This window comes from Pseudomonas entomophila, from assembly GCF_029478665.1.
GTDB classification, from domain to species: Bacteria; Pseudomonadota; Gammaproteobacteria; order Pseudomonadales; family Pseudomonadaceae; genus Aquipseudomonas; species Aquipseudomonas entomophila_F.
The window spans coordinates 1-20,649 of record NZ_JARPQB010000044.1; the positions used below are offsets into that span (position 1 = coordinate 1).

Genomic DNA, 20,649 nt, shown 5'->3' on the forward strand with positions numbered 1-20,649 from the left:
TGCTCAAGACCAACCAGAACGGCGGCTTCGACTGCCCCGGCTGCGCCTGGGGCGACTCGCCCGAGAGCGGCATGGTCAAGTTCTGCGAGAACGGCGCCAAGGCGGTCAACTGGGAAGCCACCAAGCGCCGCGTCGATGCGGCGTTCTTCGCCCGCTACAGCGTCAGCGCACTGCTCGAGCAGAGCGACTACTGGCTCGAGTACCAGGGCCGCCTGACCGAACCGATGGTCTACGACCCGACCAGCGACCGCTACCAGCCGATCGACTGGGACGCCGCCTTCGCCCTGATCGCCCGCCACCTGAACAACCTGGCCAGCCCCGACCAGGCCGAGTTCTACACCTCCGGCCGGGCCAGCAACGAAGCGGCCTACCTGTACCAGCTGTTCGTGCGCGCCTACGGCACCAACAACTTCCCCGACTGCTCGAACATGTGCCACGAGGCCAGCGGCGTGGCCCTGGGGCAGAGCGTGGGGGTGGGCAAGGGCACGGTCACCTACGACGACTTCGAGCACGCCGACGCGATCTTCGTCTGGGGCCAGAACCCCGGCACCAACCACCCGCGCATGCTCGACCCGCTGCGTGACGCGGTGAAGCGCGGCGCCCAGGTGGTCTGCGTCAACCCGCTCAAGGAGCGCGGCCTGGAGCGCTTCCAGCACCCGCAGAACCCGCTGGAGATGCTGACCAACACCGATCGCCCGACCAACACCGCATTCTTCCGCCCAGCCCTGGGCGGCGACATGGCGCTGCTGCGCGGCATGGCCAAGTTCCTGCTGCAATGGGAACGCGAAGCCCAGGCCAAGGGTGAGCAAGCGATCTTCGACCACGCCTTCATCGCTGAGCACGGCCATGGCGTGGAGGCGTACCTGGCAGTGGTCGATGCCACCCCGTGGGAGCAGATCCAGGCGCAATCGGGCCTGACCCTGGCCGACATCGAGCTGTCGGCGCGCATGTACTGCAAGGGCAAGCGGGTGATCATGTGCTGGGCCATGGGCATCACCCAGCATCGCCACTCGGTACCGACCATCCAGGAAATCGTCAACCTGATGCTGTTGCGCGGCAACCTCGGTGTGCCGGGCGCCGGCCTGTGCCCGGTGCGCGGCCACAGCAACGTGCAGGGCGACCGCACCATGGGCATCAACGAGCGCCCGCCGGTGTTCCTGCTCGATGCCCTCGAAAAGCGCTTCGGCTTCCCGGTGCCACGCCACAACGGGCATAACACCGTCGAGGCGATCCACGCCATGCTCGAAGGCCGGGCCAAAGTGTTCATCGGGCTGGGCGGCAACTTCGCCCAGGCCACCCCGGACACCGAGCGCACCGCGCAAGCGCTGCGCAACTGCGAGCTGACCGTGCATATCAGCACCAAGCTCAACCGCAGCCACCTGGTCCACGGCAAGCAGGCACTGATCCTGCCGTGCCTGGGCCGCACCGACATCGACCTGCAGGGGGAAGGCCCGCAGGCGGTGACGGTGGAAGACTCGTTCAGCATGGTCCACGCCTCCAACGGCCAGCTCAAGCCGCTGTCCAGGCAGATGCGCTCGGAGCCCGCGGTGGTCGCCGGCATCGCCGCCGCCACCCTGGGCAAGCAGCCGGTGGATTGGCACTGGCTGGTGGCCGACTACGACCGCATCCGCGACCTGATCGCCGATACCATCCCGGGTTTTGCCAATTTCAACGAGCGCCTGAACCTGCCGGGTGGTTTCTACCTGGGCAACAGTGCCGGCAGTCGCCAGTGGAAGACCGCCAGCGGCCGCGCCAACTTCAAGGCCAACCTGCTGCCCGACAGCCTGCTCGACGAACGTGTGCGCGCCAGCGGCCAGGTGCCGGACCTGATCATGCAGTCGATGCGTTCGCACGATCAGTACAACACCACCATCTACGGCATGGACGACCGCTACCGCGGCGTGCGCGGCCAGCGCGACGTGCTGTTCGTCAACGAGGCGGACATCATCCGCCTGGGCTTCCAGCCGGGGCAGAAGGTCGACATCGTGTCGCTATGGGGGGATGAGCATGTGCGTCGGGTGCAGGGCTTCACCCTGCTGGCGTTCGACATTCCCGCCGGTCAGGCGGCGGCGTACTATCCGGAGGTGAACCCGCTGGTACCGCTGGAGAGCATCGGCGAAGGCAGCCATACGCCGACGTCGAAGTTCATCGCCATCAAGTTGGAACGCGCACGGGACAACGGGCGAATCATCTGAGCCGTATGCCGCCCACCTGTAGGAGCGGCCTTGTGCCGCGAAAGGGCCGCAAAGCGGCCCCGGCGAACGTTGCGTGAACACTTAAACCCAGGGGCTGCTGCGCAGCCCTTTCGCGGCACAAGGCCGCTCCTACAGGGAAAGGCGTAACTTTCGAGCCCTGATCGACACCCACAAAAAAGCCCTGTTCCGCAACGGATCAGGGCTTCGTCATAAGTAGCTCAGACCACCGAAATTCGAGAAAGTTTCATACATAATTCAATAACTTAGAGAATTGTGTACAACTCGTGCTACTCGTCGGATTTCAATTGCCAGGCGCCTCGCCGAGCCTCAAATTCCGCCTCGTCATCCCTCTGAGGCTCTCTTGATGAAGAAGTACTCCTCGATTCTGTTGTTGTCTTTCAGCTTGCTCAGCGGCGTTGCCATGGCAGGCGGCACCACCGAGGCCGGCATTGGCGGCGCATTGGGTGGGGTACTGGGCTCCGTGGTGGGCAACTCCATCGGTGGTAGCACCGGCGGCGCCATTGGTGCCGGCCTGGGCGGCGCGGCCGGCGGTGCCCTGGGTGCCGACAAGCGCCAGCGTGGCGAAGCGGCCATCGGCGGCGCGCTGGGCGCGGCGGGCGGCAACGTGGTGGGTCGCTCCATGGGCGGCACCACCGGCAGCTACATCGGCGCGGCAGCCGGTGGTGGCGCCGGTGGCGCACTGGGCAACTACATGGGCAACAAGGCCGACGAAGACGAGCGCCACGACTCGCGCCGCTACCGTCGCGACTACGACGACCGTCGCTACTATGACCGCGGCCACCACTACGGCCACCGCAAGCACAAGCGTCACTGGCGCGACTGATCGCCAGGCTTAAGCTTGACACTTAAGGCCCTGCCCTCACCGGCAGGGCTTTTTCGTTTGCGTGGACACCCGAGGATTAAGGGCGCCCCCGATATGGAGGCTAGTAGCCACTAGTTATCATCCCGTCCACCAACTCCAGACAGGACGCAGGGAATGCGCGCGATCATCACGGCCATCAGTTCATCCAAGGCCAAGGGAGCCTGAAGGATGCCGCGCCCGCCGCTGCTCAGCGAAGACAACTTTGCGCGCATTCGCCAGCGGGTCGAGCAAGCTACCGGCGTGTACCTGGCCAACGACCGCCGCGCCGTGGTCGCGGCGCGCCTGCACAAGCGCCTGAAAGCCCATCGCCTGAGCACCTTCGATCAATACCTCACGCTGCTCGACCAGCAGCAGGACGCGCTGGAGCACGACCAGTTGCTGCGTCTGCTGGTCGCTCGCGACAGTTACTTCTTCCGTGAGCATCGCCATTTCGAGTGGCTGGCCCGATGGCTGCCCGGCCTTGGCCACCCCGCACGCCTCTGGAGCGCCGCCTGCGCCACCGGCGAGGAAGCCTGGAGCCTGGCCATGGTTGCCGCCGAGCACGCCCGACTGCCCAGCTGGCAAGTGCTGGCCAGCGACTTCGACACGCAACGCCTGGAACATGCCAGTGCCGGCATCTACGACATTGCCCAGGCCCGCTACTTTCCCGAAGGCTGGTTGACCCGCCACTGCCTGTGCGGCATCGGCGAGATGGCCGGCCGCCTGCGCGTCGCGCCCGCCTTGCGCGAGCAGGTGCGCTTCGAAGCGATCAACCTGATCCGGCCGCTGCCCGAACATCTGGAGCGCTTCGACGTCATTCTTCTGCGCAACCTGCTGTCGAGCCTGGCGCCACGCCACAGAGGTGGCATGCTCCGGCAAGTACTGGCGCACCTGCGTCCCGGCGGCCTGTTGATGATCGGCCACAGCGAAAGCATCCACGAACTGGACCTGCCCCTGCGCCCATTACTGCCATCGGTATTCGAGCGCCTATGCTGAGAGGCACTGCCGCGCCCATCGGCAGACAAGGACTGATCGCGCAATCGCGCGGCAGTGCGCTTTCGGATCGAGCAGGCCTGCCGCCCCCCTTCCCTTGCGAAACAGGCCCTTATCCATGCCTTGCCGAATCCTGCTTGCCGACGACTCGCCCCTCTTCCGCGCCGGCCTGCGCGCCCTGCTGGAGCAGAAGAAAGACTTCGCCGTGGTAGGCGACACGGGCGATGCCATGGCCGCCGTGAGCCTGGCGGAAAAGCTCAAGCCAGACATCGTGGTACTCGACATGAGCGGCGAGCTGGACAGCCAGCAGGCCCTGCAGGAGCTGTTCATCCGCGCCCCGGCCAGCCGTGTACTGATGTTCTCGGCGCGCTCGCAGCTGGAACATGTGCTCAATTGCCTGCAGCTCGGCGCCCACGGTTTCCTGCTCAAGAACGCCTCGGTGGCGGAGCTGGAGCAGGCCTTGCTGACGCTGCGCGGTGGCGGTCAATTTCTCTCGTCGGCGGTGCTGCCGATGGTCATCGGCCAGGCCCTCCGGCACAGCCGCAAGCGCACCTCGGCACCGCCCCAGGCGCCCCTTACCAAGCGCCAGCTGGAGATCCTGCGCCTGATTGCCCGCGGCGAGACCACTCGCTCCATCGCCGACGGCCTGGGCCTGAGCATCAAGACCGTCGAGGCGCACCGCTCGCAGATCATGCACCGCCTGCAGATCCACGACGTGCCCGGGCTGGTACTGTTCGCCGTGCGCGAGGGGATCATCCGCGTCAACGATTGAGCGACAGCCCCGCCAGAATCAGTTGCAAGGTCTCCGGCAACGCCGCCGGGCGCCCGGAAGCACGCTCGACGAACACCTGCACCAGCGAGCCGGCCGCACACGCCTCGGCTTCGCCCGGGCGGAACAGTGCCAGGCGGAATTCCACCGTGCTGCCGGCCAGGCGGGTCACACCCAGGCCCACTTCGAGTACGTCCGGAAAACCCGGCAGCGCGAAGAAGTCCGCGCTCGAACTCACCACGAAGCCGGCCAGTTCGCCGTCGCGCAGGTCCAGCTCGGCCTGCTCGACGAGGAAGGCCTGGATGGCGGTTTCGAAGAACGCGTGCACGGTGGAGCCGGCGAGGTGGCCGTTGTGGTCGTTGTCCTGGGGACGGGTGAGGATGGGATGGAAATGGGAGAAGGCGGAACGCTGAGGGGATTCGGTCATGGAGATACCCTGGACTGTCTTTGGCGTGTGGGTGAAGCATCCCACACAGTGCCAGGAACGCCTACATCCTCGTAGGAGCCGGCCTTGCCGGCGAACACCGGCATGGCCGGTGCCATGCACCGCGGCGCTTGGTTCGCCAGCAAGGCTGGCTCCTACAGGTTCGCGGTGAGCCTGCAGAACGAAAAAGCCGCCCCGAGGGGCGGCTTCTTCATGCCAATCGCAGGCTTACAGCTGCGGACCAGCGGCCTTGATGGCGTCGGACACGTCGAACTTCTTGAAGTTCTCGATGAACAGGCCAGCCAGGCCCTTGGCGGCTTCGTCGTAGGCAGCCTTGTCAGCCCAGGTGTTGCGCGGGTTGAGCAGCTCGGTCTCGACGCCTGGAACAGACTTCGGTACGTCCAGGTTGATGATGTCCAGGTGCTCGGTTTCGGCACCGATCAGCGCGCCGCTTTGAATGGCAGCGATCACGCCACGGGTGGTCGGGATGCTGAAACGCTTGCCAACGCCGTAGCCACCACCGGTCCAGCCGGTGTTGACCAGGTAGACCTTGGAGTCGAAGCCCTTGATGCGCTTGATCAGCAGCTCGGCGTACTCGCCGGCCGGACGCGGGAAGAACGGTGCGCCGAAGCAGGTGGAGAAGGTCGACTTGATGCCGCCGCCCGAACCCATTTCGGTGGAACCGACCAGCGCGGTGTAGCCGGACAGGAAGTGGTAGGCCGCCTGCTCGTTGTTCAGGATCGACACTGGCGGCAGCACGCCGGTCAGGTCGCAGGTCAGGAAGATCACCGCGTTCGGCTCGCCGCCCAGGTTCTTCTCGGAACGCTTGGCCACGTGCTCCAGCGGGTAGGCGGCGCGGCTGTTCTGGGTCAGGCTGACATCGGCGTAGTCGGCGTGCTGGTTGCCGTCGAGGACGACGTTCTCCAGTACCGCGCCGTGCTTGATGGCTTTCCAGATGACCGGCTCGTTTTTCTCGGAGAGGTCGATGCACTTGGCGTAGCAACCGCCTTCGATGTTGAAGACGACGCCTTCGCCCCAACCGTGCTCGTCGTCACCGATCAGGTAACGGCTTTCGTCGGCCGACAGGGTGGTCTTGCCGGTGCCGGACAGGCCGAAGAACAGGGTCACATCGCCTTGCTCGCCGATGTTGGCGGCGCAGTGCATCGGCAGCACGTCGGCGGCCGGCAGCAGGAAGTTCTGCACCGAGAACATGGCTTTCTTCATTTCGCCGGCATAGCGCATGCCAGCGATCAGCACCTTCTTCTGGGCGAAGTTGAGGATGACGCAGCCGTCGGAGTTGGTGCCGTCACGCTCAGGCACGCACTCGAAGTTGGCGACGTTGAGCACTTGCCACTCATCACGGCCAGCCGGGTTGTACTGGGCCGGGTTGATGAACAGGCAACGGCCGAACAGGTTCTGCCAGGCGGTCTGGGTGGTCATCTTGACCGGCAGGTAGTGTTCTTCGGCCGCACCTACGTGAACGTAGGAGACGAAGTGATCCTGGGCGTTGTTGAACGCTTCGACGCGGTCCCACAGGGCATCGAACTTGTCGGCCGGGAACTTGCGGTTGATCGGGCCCCAGGCGATGGCGGCAGAGGTGCTCGGTTCGTCAACGATGAAACGGTCAGCCGGCGAACGGCCAGTACGGTGGCCTGTCTCGACGACCAGTGCGCCGGTATCGGCCAGCACACCTTCACCGCGTTGCAGCGCTTCTTTTACCAGCTCATCGACGCTCAGGTCGGTGTACACGGTGTTGTTGGCTTGCGTCATGAGATACCCCATCCGGCCCGAGGCCGAGTGCTCCAAACGTTTTGTAGTGGCCTATTTCAAACTACTACAGCGAAAAAAGTGGCCGGATTATGCCAGAAACGCCCAAAAAAAGTAGGCCCCTCCTGTCAGAACTGCGCTTTTGCGCGGTTCGACAGGAGAATGTCCTGTAGTGAAGCGTTTCAGTGCTGAGTTTCTGACGGTACGTCAGTACCACCACCCGCGAACAATTGCGCAACATCGCTCGCATCGAAGAGATAGCGCTCGTTGCAGAACTGGCAATCGATCTCGACTTGGCCGCCGCATTCCTCGACCAACGCCTTGGCATCCTGCTCGCCGAGGCTGACCAGGGCGTTGCTGGAGCGCTCGCGCGAGCAGCTGCAACGGAAGCGTAGCGGCTGGATGTCGAACAGACGAACCGCGTCCTCGTGGTACAGGCGGTGCAGCACGGTTTCGTTGTCCAGCCCGAGCAGTTCCTCGGCCTTGACGGTGTTGGCGAGGGCCTTGACGTGGGCCCAGCTTTCCTCGCGCTCCTCGATATCCTTGTGGATTTCGGCCGGCAGCTGCTGCACCAGAAGACCGCGGGCACGCGCGCCATCGGCGGTCAGGGAAATGCTGGTGTTCACCTGCTGGGACATGACGAAGTAGTTGGTGAAGCACTCCGACAGGTCCTGACCGTCCAGCTCGACGGTGCCCTGGTAACGCTGGCCGTTGACCGGAATGATGGTCAGCACCAGGTGGCCGCCTGGCATCAGGTCGGCAAGGCGCGCGTCATCCTTGATCTGGTCGGCTTCATAGCGCGCCAGGCCACGGATGTCATGCTCGCTGGTGTATTCGATAGCCAACAGCGGCACTGGGCCGCTGGACTGTGCCTGGAGGATCAGCAACCCATCAAACTTGAGGGTGCCGACCAGCAGCGCAGCGGCGGCCATCAGCTCGCCCAGCAGGTGTTGGACCGGGCGCGGGTAAGCGTGCTTGGCCAGCACTTCGGCGTAGCTACGTTCAAGCGCGACCATCTCGCCGCGCACGTCGCGGTCGTCGAACAGGAAGCGTTGGGTGAAATCGGTATCTGGCAAGTCGCTCATGGTTGTCTGGCTTTCTGAAAATGATTACAAAATAATTACAGGAGACTGAAAGGTCTGTCGTAGAGCGCTCGCAAAGCGCTCATTTGCCGTTGGAGATCGAGGTATTTTATGGATAATCGACCACTGTTCCAAGCAAGGTGGTCCTGGGGCCCTTTGGTAGCCTGCACGCTCCTGCCCATCGCCCTACTGTGTTTCTGGTTGTGGCCCGTTGGCCAGATCCTTTGCCTGACTTTCGACGAGTGGCTGTTCCACAGCCTCAACGCCCCGCTGGCCGACAACGTGGTCTGGCGCTCCATCTGGGCGCTCGGCAGCCTGCGCCCGTTCGACATCCTGGTCGGGTTGATCATGCTGTCGCTGCTGGTTCGCGGCGATTGGGTGTTCAAGGCCATCCATGTTCGCCAGGCGTTTTTCGCCTTCCTGGTGACCCTGCTCCTCTTAGTGGTGATTCGCGCGCTGTTTTCCAAGTGGGTCAGCGCAATGGGCTGGCAACACAATAGCCCATCGATGGTGTTCGACAACGCCGTGCACCTGAGCGACTACTACCCGAACCTGGAAAAGAAGTGGGAGCTCAAGGACCGTTCGAGCCAGAGTTTCCCGGGTGACCACGCCTCGGTACTGCTGATCTGGGCGCTGTTCATGAGCCTGTTCAGCCGACGCCTGGTGCAGCACCTGGTGATCTGGGCACTGGCCTGCCTGTTCATGTTGCCGCGCCTGGTGGCGGGCGCGCACTGGGGGCAGGACGACTACATCGGCGGGTTGCTGATGGCCGTGCTGGCCTTGGGCTGGAGCTGCCACACGCCGCTGGCGGCCAAGGCCAGCGCGGCATTGGTGCGCTGCACGGCGCCATTGTTTGATCTGCTCGGCAAGCTACCCGTGGTCAGGCGGATGAGCGTCATCCGCGCGGCCTGATCACGCCCCCTGTAGGAGCCAGCCTTGCTGGCGAACGGCGCCAATACGCACGTTCGCCAGCAAGGCTGGCTCCTACGCACTCAGGCCAGGTCGCTGGTCATTCGAAACTGCCATGCAGCTGGTGAATCTGCCGCCGCTGCTTCTTGGTCGGCCGCCCGTCGGTGGTCACCCCCATCGCCCCCGCCTTGCGCATTTCGGCCGCCTGCTCGCGCCGCTTCACGCTCTCGGGCGTTTCCTCATACAGTGCCTGCGCCTCCGGCGCCCCACGCCGCACCACCGACAATGCCTTCACCACCACGGTGCGCTCGTCGAAGCCGGTGCGCAGCACGAACGCGTCGCCCACCCGTGGTTCCTTGCCCGGCTTGCAACGTTCGCCCCGGCAGTGCACCTTGCCGCTCTCGATGGCCGCCTTGGCCAGGGCGCGGGTCTTGTAGAAGCGCGCCGCCCACAACCACTTGTCCAGGCGCACCTTGTCGTCGTCTTCAGGCTTTTGTGCCATGGTTTTTCCTCGAATTCTGTCTTTCACGGAACTGTACTACCGTGACTGACGGATGCAAAAAATCCGTGCCGTCATTACAGTTCACCACCTCATCCGCAGGGCACGCTTCGTGAAGACATTTGACCACCTGACTGTGATCGGCCTGCGCGAGTGGGTCGCCCTGCCCGACCTCGGTGTCGCTGGCCTGCGCGCCAAGATCGACACCGGCGCCAGCACCTCCAGCCTGCACGCCACCGACGTCGAGCCCTTCGAACGCGACGGCCAGTCGTGGGTGCGTTTCACCGCGCACCTCGGTTCGGTGGTGCAACTGCGCCATCGCCGCTGCGAGGCGCCGCTGGTGACCATGAAGACCATCAAGAGCTCCAACGGCCACGCCCAGGCCCGCTACGTGATCCGCACCAGCCTGGCGCTGGGCGACCGGGTCTGGGAAGTGGAGTTCACCCTGGCCTGCCGCAAGAACATGCGTTACCGGCTGCTGCTGGGCTCCAAGGCGCTCATCCACGGCCAACTGGTGGTCAACCCCGGCCTCAAGTACGTCCAGGACAAACCGGCCTTCCCGGCCACCCTTTCCCCTGTCACAGGTGCTGCATGAAGATCGCTGTGCTGTCGCGCAATCCGCGTCTGTATTCCACCCGCCGCCTGGTCGAGGCCGGTACCCAGCGGGGCCATGAAGTGGTGGTGATCGACACGCTCCGGGCCTATATGAACATCGCCAGCCACAAGCCGCAGATCCACTACCGCGGCAAACCGCTGGAAGGTTTCGACGCGGTGATCCCGCGCATCGGCGCTTCGGTCACCTTCTACGGCTGCGCGGTACTGCGCCAGTTCGAGATGATGGGGGTGTACCCGCTCAACGAATCGGTGGCCATCGCCCGTTCCCGGGACAAGCTGCGCTCCCTGCAGCTGCTCTCGCGCCGTGGGATCGGCCTGCCCATCACCGGTTTCGCCCACTCGCCAGACGACATCCCCGACCTGATCCAGATGGTCAACGGGGCGCCCCTGGTGATCAAGGTGCTCGAAGGCACGCAAGGCATCGGCGTGGTGTTGTGCGAGACCACCAAGGCCGCGGAGTCGGTGATCGAGGCGTTCATGGGCCTGAAGCAGAACATCATGGTCCAGGAATACATCAAGGAGGCCGGCGGCGCCGACATCCGCTGTTTCGTGGTGGGCGACAAGGTCATCGCCTCGATGAAACGCCAGGCCAAGCCGGGCGAGTTCCGCTCCAACCTGCACCGCGGTGGCGTGGCCAGCCTGATCAAGATCACCCCCGAGGAGCGCATGACCGCCATTCGCGCGGCCAAGGTGATGGGCTTGAGCGTGGCGGGCGTGGATATCCTGCGCTCGAACCATGGGCCGCTGGTGATGGAGGTGAACTCATCGCCGGGGCTGGAGGGCATCGAGGTGACCACCGGAAAGGATGTGGCCGGGATGATCATCGAGCATCTGGAGAAGAACAGCGGGCCGAATCAGACGCGGACCAAGGGTAAAGGATAGGCGGAGTACGCTACCCCTGTAGGAGCCGGCCTTGCCGGCGAAGGGGCCGGCAGTGGCAGCGCAAGACAACCGCCCTGTGCTGCCGGTGCGGGCCCTTTCGCCAGCAAGGCTGGCTCCTGCAAGAGCTCGGGCTTGTCTTTAAACGGCGTTACGCGGCAGCAACAGCCCCAGCGGCAATCTCACCCGTGCCTCGATCCCGCCACCGGAGCGATTGCGCAGTTCCACATTGCCGCCGTGCTGCGCGGCAATCCGTTTGACGATCGCCAACCCCAGCCCGGTGCCCTTGCCACCCCGCGCGCGGTCACCGCGGATGAACGGGTTGAAGATGGTCTCCAGCTCCGACTCATCGATCCCCGCGCCACGGTCCAGCACGCTGAGCACCACATAAGGTGCGCTCTGGTCACCCGATACATAGGCCGCCACCTCGACACCCTTGCCGGCATGGTGCAGGGCATTGCCGATCAGGTTGCCGAGCATGCGTTTGAGCGACACCCGCCGCAGCGGGAAGGGTGGAATGGGCTCCAGGCACAGGCGCACCTGCTCCTTGTGCTGGTTGTAGGGTGCCACCACTTCGTAGATCAGGTCATTCAGGTCGACCTCTTCCACCGGCTCGTCGCGCCCGTCACGGATGAACGCCAGGAACTGGTCGAGAATCGCGTCCATGTCCTCGATATCGCGGACCATGTCGTCGCTGAGGTCGCTTTCATTGCCCATCAGCGACAGCGACAAGCGCAGCCTCGTAAGCGGTGTGCGCAGGTCATGGGAGACCCCGGCGAGCATCAGCTCACGTTCGCGCCCGGCCTGCTCGACGTCCTCGGCCATCTGGTTGAAGGCGCGGTACACCTCGGTCATCTCGCTGGGGGTATCGCTGATGGGCAGGCGCACGCTGCGCCCCTGGCCCAACTGGCGGGCGGCGAACACCAGGCGCTTGAGCGGCTGGTTGAGCTGGCGCACGAAGATCCACGCCGAGGCCGTGGACAACAGGCCGATGGCCAGGAACCAGCCGAGCACGTTCCAGATCTTCTGCCCACGCAGCGGGTGTGGATACAGCGGCACCTTGAGCCAGCCCGGGCCCAGGCTCGGGGCATTCACCCAGAGCGCGGGCGGCGCGTGGATGCGCAGGCGCACTTCAGTGTCCTCGCCCAGTTCCGCCTGCATCTGGCGCTGGTAGATCTCGCTGTAGGGCCAGTGCTGCTCGCCCTCCGGCACACCGGAACCGGTGACCCGGATCAGGCCTGCGGCCTCGGCGATCTTGTCGCGGTTCTCTTCATCCGCCGCCCAATAGGCGCGCAACGTCAGTGCCACGCCGTGGCTGTACTGGCGGTCGACCAGCACGTCCTCGTTCATCAGCAGGTACACCAGCGTCAGCGCCTTGGAAAACAGCACGACGATCAGCACCAGCCACAAGGTGCGGGCGAAGAAGCTTTGCGGGAACCAGAGAGGGGTTTTCATCGATCAACTACTGTGCTGAAAAGGCCGGGCGCCACAGACGAAAACAGGGCGACTCGCATGAGTCGCCCTGCTGCACCCGGACGAGCCGGCAGGCTCATTTGCCGGCGTTTCCGTCCGGCACGAAGACGTAGCCCACACCCCATACGGTCTGGATGTAGCGGGGCTTGGACGGGTCAGGCTCGATCATCCGGCGCAGGCGCGAGATCTGCACGTCGATGGAGCGCTCCAGGGCGTCCCACTCGCGACCACGGGCCAGGTTCATCAGCTTGTCGCGGGTCAGCGGCTCGCGGGCATGCATCACCAGGGCCTTGAGCACGGCGAACTCACCGGTGGTGAGCATGTGCGTCTCTGCGCCGCGCTTGAGTTCGCGGGTGGCCAGCGACAGCTCGTAGTCGCCGAAGGTGACGGTCTCTTCCTCGCTGCCAGGCGCACCCGGCACGCTCGGGGCCTGGCGGCGCAGCACGGCCTTGACCCGGGCCACCAGTTCGTCGGGGTTGAACGGCTTGGCCAGATAATCGTCGGCGCCCAGCTCCAGGCCCTTGATACGGCTGAGCTCATCGCCCTTGGCGGTGAGCATGATGATCGGGATCTGGTTGTTCGACGCGCGCAGGCGCTTGCAGGCGGACAGGCCGTCCTCGCCCGGCAGCATCAGGTCGAGTACCACCAGGTTGAACACTTCACGGGCCAGCAGGCGGTCCATCTGTTCGACGTTCGGTACGGTGCGGACACGGAAGCCCTTGCTGGTGAAGAAACGGTCCAGCAGGCTGCTCAGGCCCGGGTCGTCGTCGACGATGAGAATCTTGTCGCCTTCTACGGCGTTTGCGGTGCTGGTCATGAATGTCTCCTCTGATATCGCCGCGCATTATGGCGTAGCCATTGCAGCGCGTGCCGTGTGCATTGTTAGCAGATTTTTCCCGGCATGCCACTGTCGCCACGTCGTCGGCTGGCGCCGCGCCATCACCGCAAGCCTGGCGCGATGGGTATAATGCGCGGCTTTCACCCAGCGCCGCCGGGCCTGAACGCCCACCCGCGGCCTTGCATTCACTATTTGTCAGGTGGTTTTCATGGACAGCATCAACAGCCGTATCGCCGAGGAACTGGGCGTACGCCCGCAACAGGTCGAAGCGGCCGTGGGCCTGTTGGACGAAGGCTCGACCGTGCCCTTCATCGCCCGTTACCGCAAGGAAGTGACCGGCAGCCTGGACGACACCCAACTGCGCCACCTGGAAGAGCGCCTGCGCTACCTGCGCGAACTCGACGAGCGCCGCGCCAGCATCCTGGCCAGCATCGAGGAGCAAGGCAAGCTGACCCCGGAGCTGGCCCGCGAGATCAAGCTGGCCGACACCAAGACCCGTCTCGAAGACCTGTACCTGCCGTACAAGCAGAAGCGCCGCACCAAGGGCCAGATCGCCCTGGAAGCAGGCCTGGGCGATCTGGCCGACGGTCTGTTCAACGACCCGCAGCTGAACCCGGAAAACGAAGCCGCGCGCTTCGTCGACGCCGAGAAAGGCGTGGCCGACGTCAAGGCCGCCCTGGAAGGCGCCAAGTACATCCTCATGGAACGCTTCGCCGAAGACGCCGCCCTGCTCGACAAGCTGCGCAATTTCCTCAAGCAGGAAGCGGTGCTGACCGCCCGCGTGGTGGCCGGCAAGGAAGAGGAAGGCGCCAAGTTCCGCGACTACTTCGCCCATGACGAGCTGCTGCGCACCGCGCCGTCGCACCGTGCCCTGGCGATCTTCCGCGGGCGCAACGAAGGCGTGCTGAGCGCCTCGCTCAAGGTCGGCGAGGAGCTGCCGGGCACCCTGCACCCGTGCGAGCTGATGATCGGCCAGCAGGTCGGCATCGAGAACCGCAACCGCCCGGCTGACAAGTGGCTGGGCGAGGTGGTGCGCTGGACTTGGAAGGTCAAGCTGTACACCCACCTGGAAACCGACCTGTTCGGCGAACTGCGCGACAACGCCGAAGGCGAAGCGATCAACGTGTTCGCCCATAACCTGCACGACCTGCTGCTGGCCGCCCCAGCCGGCCCCCGCGCAACGCTGGGCTTCGACCCGGGCCTGCGTACCGGTTGCAAGATTGCCGTGGTCGATGCCACCGGCAAGCTGCTGGACCACACCACGGTCTACCCGCACGCGCCGAAGAACGACTGGGACCGCACGATCTCGATCATGGCCGCGCTGTGCGCCAAGCACTCGGTCGAGTTGATCGCCATCGGCAACGGCACCGCCAGCCGCGAGAGCGACAAACTGGTGGCCGAGCTGGTCAAGAAATACCCAGCCCTGAAAATCACCAAGATCATGGTCTCCGAGGCCGGCGCCTCGGTGTATTCGGCGTCGGAGCTGGCTGCCCGCGAATTCCCCGACCTGGACGTGTCGATTCGTGGCGCGGTATCCATCGCTCGCCGCCTGCAGGATCCACTGGCCGAGCTGGTGAAGATCGACCCGAAATCCATTGGTGTCGGCCAGTACCAGCACGATGTGTCGCAGGTGAAGCTGGCTCGCGGCCTGGACGCCGTGGTCGAGGACTGCGTGAACGCCGTGGGTGTGGACGTTAACACCGCTTCCGTGGCGCTGCTGACGCGCATCTCCGGCCTCAACGCCACCCTGGCGCAGAACATCGTCGCCCACCGCGACGCCAACGGCCCGTTTGCCACCCGCGCCGCCCTCAAGAAGGTCAGCCGCCTCGGCGAAAAGACCTTCGAACAGGCTGCCGGCTTCCTGCGCGTGATGAACGGTGACAACCCGCTGGACGCCTCGGCGGTGCACCCGGAAGCCTACCCGCTGGTGCAGCGCATCGCCGCCGGCACCGACCGCGACATCCGTTCGCTGATCGGCGACAGCGGTTTCCTCAAGCGCCTGGACCCGAAGAAGTTCACCGACGAAAGCTTCGGCCTGCCGACCGTCACCGACATTCTCCAGGAGCTGGACAAGCCTGGCCGCGACCCACGCCCCGAGTTCAAGACCGCCACCTTCCAGGACGGCGTCGAGGACCTCAAGGACCTGGAGCCGGGCATGATCCTCGAAGGCGTGGTGACCAACGTCACCAACTTCGGCGCCTTCGTCGACATCGGCGTGCACCAGGATGGCCTGGTACACATCTCGGCGCTGTCGGAGAAGTTCGTCAAGGACCCGCGTGAAGCGGTCAAGGCCGGCGACGTGGTCAAGGTGAAGGTCATGGAAGTGGACATCCCGCGCAAGCGCGTCGGCCTGTCCATGCGCATGAGCGACACCCCGGGCGAGAAGGTCGAGGGCAACCGTGGCGGTAACCGGGGTGGCAATGGCGGCAACCGTCAGCAACAAGCGCCACGCCCACGCGAAACCACCGCTGCGGCACCGGCCAACAACGCCATGGCGGCACTGTTCGCCAACGCCAAGCAGTTGAAGAAGAAGTAATGGACGTCGCGCCGGAGTACGTCGAAAGCGCCTTCAGCCAGCTCCTGGGCTGCCGCCTGCAACGCCTGGAAACGGGCGTGGCCGAGGTGGCCCTGGCGCTTGAGCCGCACCTGCGCAACCGTGGGCAAAAGTTGCACGGCGGGGCGATCTTCAGCCTGGTGGACATTGCCATGGGCCTGGCCTGCTCGGCCAGCCATGGCTTCGACCAGCAGAGCGTGACCATCGAGTGCAAGATCAACTACATGCGCGCCGTCAGCGAGGGCGAGGTGCTGTGCACCGCCCGGGTGCTGCATGCTGGACGGCGCACGCTGGTGGTCGACGCCGACGTGCTCCAGGGCGACAAACTGGTGGCCAAGGCGCAGGGAACCTTCGCGGTTCTCTAGCTGGTACAGCCCCATCTGCGGTATTTTCGGCAACATATGCCCCCTTTCGCCGGCAAGGCCGGCTCCTACACCGTCCAGGTAGGAGCCGGCCTTGCCGGCGAAAGGGGGCAGAACCGACGCTGAGCCTAGCCGGAACCGCGTAAACCAGGCGACAACGCCAGTTCCTTTCCCCACTACCCTTGTAGACCGTCACCTCTACCCCCATATTGGGGCGACTGACGCGTGAAGGAATCCATCTTGAGCGACCTCCTCAACCGCCGCCTGAGCCTGCTCGGCGCGAATCTCGACCTGCTCAAGCAGTGCCTGCACGGCATTGAGCGCGAATGCCTGCGCGTGACCGACGACGGTCGCCTGGCCCGGACCCCGCACCCCAAAGCCCTGGGTTCGGCGCTGACCAACGAGCAGATCACCACCGACTATTCCGAGTCGCTGCTGGAATTCATCACCCCGGCCCTGGCCGACCCGGCCAAAGTGCTCGACAGCCTCGAGGAGATCCACCGGTTCGTCTACACCAAGCTCGGTGGCGAATACCTGTGGAGCCCGTCGATGCCCTGCGCGCTGCCGGCCGAAGAGGACATCCCGATCGCCGAGTACGGCAGCTCGAACATCGGCAAGCTCAAGCACGTCTACCGCAAAGGCCTCGCCCTGCGCTACGGCCGCACCATGCAGTGCATCGCCGGCATCCACTACAACTTCTCCCTGCCCGAGGCGCTGTGGCCGCTGCTGCGCGACGCCGAAGGCGGTGCGCAGAGCGACCGCGACTACCAGTCCTCGGCGTACATCGCGCTGATCCGCAACTTCCGCCGCTACAGCTGGCTGCTGATGTACCTGTTCGGCGCCTCGCCGACCCTGGACAAGGGCTTCCTGCGCGGCCGCCCGCACCAGCTCGAAGAGCTGGATGAGCAGACGCTCTACCTGCCTTACGCCACCAGCCTGCGCATGAGCGACCTGGGCTACCAGAGCAACGCCCAGGCCGGCCTGACGCCCTGCTACAACAACCTGGCCAGCTACACCGACAGCCTGCGCAAGGCAGTGGGCACGCCCTACCCGCCCTATGTCGAAGTCGGCACGCACAAGGATGGCGAGTGGGTGCAGTTGAACACCAACATCCTGCAAATCGAGAACGAGTACTACTCGAACATCCGCCCCAAGCGCGTGACCTACACCGGCGAGCGGCCGATCCAGGCCCTGATGTCCCGTGGCGTGCAATACGTGGAAGTGCGCTGCCTGGACATCAACCCGCTCCTGCCGGTGGGCATCGACCTGCCCGAGGCCCGCTTCCTCGACGCCTTCCTGCTGTTCTGCGCGCTGGAAGACAGCCCGCAGCTGGACAACGGCGAGTGCGGCCAGTGCACCGACAACTTCCTCACCGTGGTCAAGGAAGGCCGTCGCCCTGAGCTGGAACTGCGCCGTGACGGCCAGCCAGTCGCCCTGAAGGCCTGGGCCACCGAGCTGATCGAACGTATCGGCCAGCTGGCCGGCCTGCTCGACCGTGCCCACGGCGGCAATGCCCACGCCAAGGCCCTGGAAACGCAGCAGGCCAAGGTCGACGACCCTGAACTGACGCCTTCGGCCCAGGTACTGGCGCGCATGACCGAGCATGCCGAAACCTTCGTCCAGTTCTCCCTGCGCCAGAGCCGCCAGCACGCCGATACCTTCCGCAAGCAGCGGCTGCCCGCCGAACGCCAGCAAGCCTTCGAGACCCTCGCCAGCAAATCCCTGGCCGAGCAGTCGCGCCTGGAACAGCAGGAAGTCGGCGACTTCGACCTGTTCGTCGGTGCCTACCAGGCCAGCATCCTGGCAATCAGCAACTGATGAACCGTACCGCCACCCCGCGCAAGCCACGCGCCAGCAGCCAGGCCAGGATCGAAGCGATCCTGGCCGCGGCCCGCGAGCTGCTGGCCGGCCAGGGCGTGGCGGCGCTGTCGATCTACAGCGTCGCGGAGCGGGCGCAAATCCCGCCGTCGTCGGTGTATCACTTCTTCGCCAGCGTGCCGGCGTTGCTCGAGGCCCTGACCGCCGATGTACACCGAGCTTTCCGCGAGGCCTTGAGCGCACCGATCGACAGCGCCGCGTTCAGCACCTGGCACGGCCTGTCGCGGCTGATCGAGCAGCGCATGCTCGACATCTACAACGAGGACACCGCGGCGCGCCAGCTGATCCTGGCCCAGCATGGGCTGAGCGAAGTGGTGCAAGCCGACCGCCAGCACGACCTGGAGCTGGGCGAGCTGATGCACCGGCTGTTCGACCGGCATTTCCAGCTGCCGGCGATGCCGAAGGAGGTGGATGTGTTTGCCTTGGCGATGGAGCTGAGCGACCGGGTGTATGCCCGCTCGATGCAGTTGCACGAGCAGATCACCCCGCGCATGGCGGAGGAAGGGATGCGAGTGTTCGAGGCTTACCTGGGGCTGTACCTGCCGCCTTATCTGGCCAAGCGCCAACCCTGAGCCAGCAGAAAATCCTGTAGGAGCGGCTTTGGCCGCGATGCAGGCGACGCGATCTGGCACCCGCTTTGCGGGTGATCGCGGCTGAAGCCGCTCCTACAGGGACCGTGCCAGGCATCAGAGCTTGGCGATGGACACCTCGGTCGATTTCACGAAGGCGATCACTTCGCTGCCCACCTGCAACTCCAGCTCCTTCACGGAACGGGTGGTGATCACCGAGGTGACGATGCCGGAGGCGGTCTGCACGTCGATTTCCGACAGTACCGGGCCTTCGAGGATTTCCTTCACGGTGCCTTTGAACTGGTTGCGTACGTTGATGGCTTTGATGGTCATGGCGTGCTTCCTTTTGCGGGTTTCAGGGGTTCAGTGGGCCCAACGCAGGTGCGTGGGCAAAGGTGCTACAGGTTCCGGCTCGGGCGGGGTGCCCGGGACGGAAAGGACACGGTTGAGCACTTCGCTTTCCAGCGCCGCCAGGCGGTGCGAACCTCGCACCCGCGGCCGTGGCAGGTCGACGACCAGGTCCAGGCCGACGGCGCCGTCTTCGATCAGGATCACCCGATCAGCCACGGCGACGGCTTCGCTGACGTCGTGGGTGACCAACAGCACGGTGAAGCCATGCTGGCGCCACAGGCGCTCGATCAGTTGCTGCATCTCGATACGGGTCAGGGCGTCCAGCGCACCGAGCGGTTCGTCCAGCAGCAGCAGGCGCGGCTGGTGAATCAGCGCACGGGCCAGGGCCACCCGCTGTTTCTGGCCACCGGACAAGGCCGCCGGCCATTCATGGGCGCGCTCGGCCAGGCCGACCGCTTCCAACGCCTCCAGGGCGCGGGGCCGCCAGTTGCCGGACAACCCCAGGCCAACGTTGTCGATCACCTTCTTCCAGGGCAACAGGCGCGCATCCTGGAACATCAACCGAGTGTCCTCGCGGGCCTCGGCCAGCGGCGCGGCGCCGGCCAGCAGCTCGCCGCCGCTGGGCTGGTCGAGCCCGGCCAGCAGGCGCAGCAAGGTGCTCTTGCCACAGCCACTGCGCCCGACGATGGCGACGAACTGGCCGGCCGGAATGTGCAGGTCGACACCGCGCAGGACTTCACGCTGGCCGAAGGTGCGGCGCAGGTCGTTGGCCGCCAGGGGGATGCCACGCAGCAGGCGTGGCGGCTGTTCCTTGAGCACGGTCATCACACAGCCTCCCTCTTCGCCTCCTGGTACGCCGGGTGCCAGCGCAGCCACACACGCTCCAGGCCACGGGCGGCCAGGTCGGCGCACTTGCCAAGCACCGCGTACAGGACGATGGCCAACACCACCACGTCGGTCTGCAGGAACTCCCGGGCGCTCATCGCCAGGTAGCCGATGCCGGAGTTGGCCGAAATGGTCTCGGCGACGATCAGCGTCAGCCACATGAACCCGAGGGCGAAGCGCACTCCCACCAGGATCGACGGCAGTGCGCCCGGCAGGATCACCTGGCGGAACAGGGCGAAGCCCGACAACCCGTAGCTGCGCGCCATCTCCACCAGCGCCGGGTCGACATTGCGGATGCCGTGGTAAGTGTTCAGGTAGATGGGGAACAGCGTCCCCAGCGCCACCAGGAAGATCTTCGCCGACTCGTCGATTCCGAACCACAGGATCACCAGCGGGATCAGCGCCAGGTGCGGCACGTTGCGGATCATCTGCACCGAGCTGTCGAGCAGGCGCTCGCCCCAGTTCGAAAGGCCGGTGATGAAGCCCAGCAACAGCCCCAGGCTGCCCCCGATGAGAAAACCAAGGCCGGCACGCCAGCCACTGATGGCCAGGTGGGTCCAGATTTCGCCGCTGCGCACCAGTTCGACGCCTGCGCTCACCACCGCGCTCGGGGCCGGCAGGATGCGGGTCGACAGCCAGCCGGCGCTGACCGCCAGTTGCCACACCGCCACCAGCAGGATCGGCAAGGCCCAGGGCGCCAGGCGCTGCGGCCAGGTAGTAGAAGACGCACGACTCATGGCCTCGG

At 65.2% G+C, this 20,649-nt stretch carries 20 protein-coding genes; 11 read left to right on the forward strand and 9 right to left on the reverse strand.

The window, feature by feature from the left end:
- From P5705_RS20250 to P5705_RS20265, 4 genes are all read left to right on the forward strand, one after another.
- Positions 1 to 2,195 (forward strand): FdhF/YdeP family oxidoreductase (locus P5705_RS20250; RefSeq protein WP_277462704.1); only part of this gene is annotated, 2,195 nt, incomplete at its 5' end.
- Between the two features lie 364 nt (positions 2,196 to 2,559).
- Complete coding sequence (locus P5705_RS20255) at positions 2,560 to 3,039, forward strand: glycine zipper domain-containing protein (RefSeq protein ID WP_125462220.1); 480 nt, start codon at positions 2,560 to 2,562, stop codon at positions 3,037 to 3,039.
- 207 nt (positions 3,040 to 3,246) lie between these two features.
- Positions 3,247 to 4,053 (forward strand): CheR family methyltransferase, encoded by an 807-nt coding sequence (locus P5705_RS20260; RefSeq protein WP_277462705.1) that lies wholly within the window; start codon positions 3,247 to 3,249, stop codon positions 4,051 to 4,053.
- A 115-nt stretch (positions 4,054 to 4,168) separates the two neighbouring features.
- On the forward strand, positions 4,169 to 4,822 hold the full coding sequence (locus tag P5705_RS20265) for a response regulator (protein WP_277462706.1): 654 nt from the start codon (positions 4,169 to 4,171) through the stop codon (positions 4,820 to 4,822).
- On the opposite strand, the gene P5705_RS20270 is transcribed toward P5705_RS20265, so the two are convergent.
- From P5705_RS20270 to hslO, 3 genes are all read right to left on the reverse strand, one after another.
- Entirely contained in the window at positions 4,812 to 5,246 is a 435-nt protein-coding gene (locus P5705_RS20270) for an acyl-CoA thioesterase (RefSeq protein ID WP_277462707.1), read from the reverse strand. The genes P5705_RS20265 and P5705_RS20270 overlap by 11 nt on opposite strands.
- Before the next feature lie 225 nt (positions 5,247 to 5,471).
- Positions 5,472 to 7,013, reverse strand: coding sequence for a phosphoenolpyruvate carboxykinase (locus P5705_RS20275; RefSeq protein ID WP_277462708.1), 1,542 nt, complete (start codon positions 7,011 to 7,013; stop codon positions 5,472 to 5,474).
- A gap of 179 nt (positions 7,014 to 7,192) precedes the next feature.
- Positions 7,193 to 8,095 (reverse strand): Hsp33 family molecular chaperone HslO, encoded by a 903-nt coding sequence (hslO, locus tag P5705_RS20280; RefSeq protein ID WP_277462709.1) that lies wholly within the window; start codon positions 8,093 to 8,095, stop codon positions 7,193 to 7,195.
- A gap of 108 nt (positions 8,096 to 8,203) precedes the next feature.
- On the opposite strand from hslO, the gene P5705_RS20285 reads away from it, so the two are divergent.
- A complete protein-coding gene (locus P5705_RS20285; RefSeq protein ID WP_277462710.1) occupies positions 8,204 to 9,004 on the forward strand; it encodes a phosphatase PAP2 family protein in 801 nt (266 codons plus the stop codon).
- A gap of 97 nt (positions 9,005 to 9,101) precedes the next feature.
- On the opposite strand, the gene P5705_RS20290 is transcribed toward P5705_RS20285, so the two are convergent.
- Entirely contained in the window at positions 9,102 to 9,503 is a 402-nt protein-coding gene (locus P5705_RS20290; protein WP_277462711.1) for an RNA-binding S4 domain-containing protein, read from the reverse strand.
- Between the two features lie 109 nt (positions 9,504 to 9,612).
- Between P5705_RS20290 and P5705_RS20295 the strand changes: the two genes are divergently transcribed.
- Both P5705_RS20295 and rimK read left to right on the forward strand, forming a co-directional pair.
- The gene (locus tag P5705_RS20295; RefSeq protein ID WP_277462712.1) at positions 9,613 to 10,095 is read left to right on the forward strand and encodes an ATP-dependent zinc protease family protein; all 483 of its coding nucleotides are present in this window, start codon (positions 9,613 to 9,615) and stop codon (positions 10,093 to 10,095) included.
- Positions 10,092 to 10,997 carry a 30S ribosomal protein S6--L-glutamate ligase gene (gene rimK / locus P5705_RS20300; RefSeq protein WP_011531656.1) on the forward strand — a complete coding sequence of 302 codons (906 nt, stop codon included), beginning with the start codon at positions 10,092 to 10,094 and terminating at the stop codon, positions 10,995 to 10,997. The genes P5705_RS20295 and rimK overlap by 4 nt, the downstream gene beginning before the upstream one ends.
- 138 nt (positions 10,998 to 11,135) lie before the next feature.
- Here the strand turns inward: rimK and P5705_RS20305 are convergent, their stop codons facing one another.
- Positions 11,136 to 12,449 carry an ATP-binding protein gene (locus P5705_RS20305; protein ID WP_277462713.1) on the reverse strand — a complete coding sequence of 438 codons (1,314 nt, stop codon included), beginning with the start codon at positions 12,447 to 12,449 and terminating at the stop codon, positions 11,136 to 11,138.
- Positions 12,450 to 12,543: 94 nt separating this feature from the next.
- Entirely contained in the window at positions 12,544 to 13,284 is a 741-nt protein-coding gene (gene ompR, locus P5705_RS20310) for an osmolarity response regulator transcription factor OmpR (RefSeq protein WP_277462714.1), read from the reverse strand.
- Positions 13,285 to 13,513: 229 nt separating this feature from the next.
- Between ompR and P5705_RS20315 the strand changes: the two genes are divergently transcribed.
- From P5705_RS20315 to P5705_RS20330, 4 genes are all read left to right on the forward strand, one after another.
- Positions 13,514 to 15,841, forward strand: a complete 2,328-nt coding sequence (locus P5705_RS20315) for a Tex family protein (protein WP_277462715.1) — start codon at positions 13,514 to 13,516, stop codon at positions 15,839 to 15,841.
- On the forward strand, positions 15,841 to 16,224 hold the full coding sequence (locus P5705_RS20320; protein WP_277462716.1) for a PaaI family thioesterase: 384 nt from the start codon (positions 15,841 to 15,843) through the stop codon (positions 16,222 to 16,224). The genes P5705_RS20315 and P5705_RS20320 overlap by 1 nt, the downstream gene beginning before the upstream one ends.
- A gap of 237 nt (positions 16,225 to 16,461) precedes the next feature.
- Positions 16,462 to 18,039 (forward strand): glutamate--cysteine ligase, encoded by a 1,578-nt coding sequence (gene gshA, locus P5705_RS20325; protein ID WP_277462717.1) that lies wholly within the window; start codon positions 16,462 to 16,464, stop codon positions 18,037 to 18,039.
- Positions 18,039 to 18,671: a TetR/AcrR family transcriptional regulator gene (locus P5705_RS20330; RefSeq protein ID WP_277462718.1), complete on the forward strand. Its 633-nt coding sequence runs from the start codon at positions 18,039 to 18,041 to the stop codon at positions 18,669 to 18,671. The genes gshA and P5705_RS20330 overlap by 1 nt, the downstream gene beginning before the upstream one ends.
- 114 nt (positions 18,672 to 18,785) lie before the next feature.
- Here P5705_RS20330 and P5705_RS20335 read toward each other — a convergent pair whose 3' ends face one another.
- The 3 genes from P5705_RS20335 to ssuC are packed head-to-tail and all read right to left on the reverse strand — an operon-like array spanning position 18,786 to position 20,641.
- Positions 18,786 to 19,001, reverse strand: coding sequence for a TOBE domain-containing protein (locus tag P5705_RS20335; protein WP_008095172.1), 216 nt, complete (start codon positions 18,999 to 19,001; stop codon positions 18,786 to 18,788).
- 30 nt (positions 19,002 to 19,031) lie between these two features.
- Entirely contained in the window at positions 19,032 to 19,844 is an 813-nt protein-coding gene (ssuB, locus tag P5705_RS20340) for an aliphatic sulfonates ABC transporter ATP-binding protein (RefSeq protein ID WP_248921208.1), read from the reverse strand.
- Positions 19,844 to 20,641 carry an aliphatic sulfonate ABC transporter permease SsuC gene (gene ssuC / locus P5705_RS20345; protein WP_277462719.1) on the reverse strand — a complete coding sequence of 266 codons (798 nt, stop codon included), beginning with the start codon at positions 20,639 to 20,641 and terminating at the stop codon, positions 19,844 to 19,846. The genes ssuB and ssuC overlap by 1 nt, the downstream gene beginning before the upstream one ends.
- Between the last annotated feature and the right edge of the window lie 8 nt (positions 20,642 to 20,649).

Coding starts and splice junctions, on each gene's coding strand:
- P5705_RS20255 (WP_125462220.1), top strand. CDS start 2,560: ATGAAGAAGTACTCCTCGATTCTGTTGTTGTCTTTCAGCTTGCTCAGC.
- P5705_RS20260 (WP_277462705.1), top strand. CDS start 3,247: ATGCCGCGCCCGCCGCTGCTCAGCGAAGACAACTTTGCGCGCATTCGC.
- P5705_RS20265 (WP_277462706.1), top strand. CDS start 4,169: ATGCCTTGCCGAATCCTGCTTGCCGACGACTCGCCCCTCTTCCGCGCC.
- P5705_RS20270 (WP_277462707.1), bottom strand. CDS start 5,246: ATGACCGAATCCCCTCAGCGTTCCGCCTTCTCCCATTTCCATCCCATC.
- P5705_RS20275 (WP_277462708.1), bottom strand. CDS start 7,013: ATGACGCAAGCCAACAACACCGTGTACACCGACCTGAGCGTCGATGAG.
- hslO (WP_277462709.1), bottom strand. CDS start 8,095: ATGAGCGACTTGCCAGATACCGATTTCACCCAACGCTTCCTGTTCGAC.
- P5705_RS20285 (WP_277462710.1), top strand. CDS start 8,204: ATGGATAATCGACCACTGTTCCAAGCAAGGTGGTCCTGGGGCCCTTTG.
- P5705_RS20290 (WP_277462711.1), bottom strand. CDS start 9,503: ATGGCACAAAAGCCTGAAGACGACGACAAGGTGCGCCTGGACAAGTGG.
- rimK (WP_011531656.1), top strand. CDS start 10,092: ATGAAGATCGCTGTGCTGTCGCGCAATCCGCGTCTGTATTCCACCCGC.
- P5705_RS20305 (WP_277462713.1), bottom strand. CDS start 12,449: ATGAAAACCCCTCTCTGGTTCCCGCAAAGCTTCTTCGCCCGCACCTTG.
- ompR (WP_277462714.1), bottom strand. CDS start 13,284: ATGACCAGCACCGCAAACGCCGTAGAAGGCGACAAGATTCTCATCGTC.
- P5705_RS20315 (WP_277462715.1), top strand. CDS start 13,514: ATGGACAGCATCAACAGCCGTATCGCCGAGGAACTGGGCGTACGCCCG.
- P5705_RS20320 (WP_277462716.1), top strand. CDS start 15,841: ATGGACGTCGCGCCGGAGTACGTCGAAAGCGCCTTCAGCCAGCTCCTG.
- P5705_RS20330 (WP_277462718.1), top strand. CDS start 18,039: ATGAACCGTACCGCCACCCCGCGCAAGCCACGCGCCAGCAGCCAGGCC.
- P5705_RS20335 (WP_008095172.1), bottom strand. CDS start 19,001: ATGACCATCAAAGCCATCAACGTACGCAACCAGTTCAAAGGCACCGTG.
- ssuB (WP_248921208.1), bottom strand. CDS start 19,844: ATGACCGTGCTCAAGGAACAGCCGCCACGCCTGCTGCGTGGCATCCCC.
- ssuC (WP_277462719.1), bottom strand. CDS start 20,641: ATGAGTCGTGCGTCTTCTACTACCTGGCCGCAGCGCCTGGCGCCCTGG.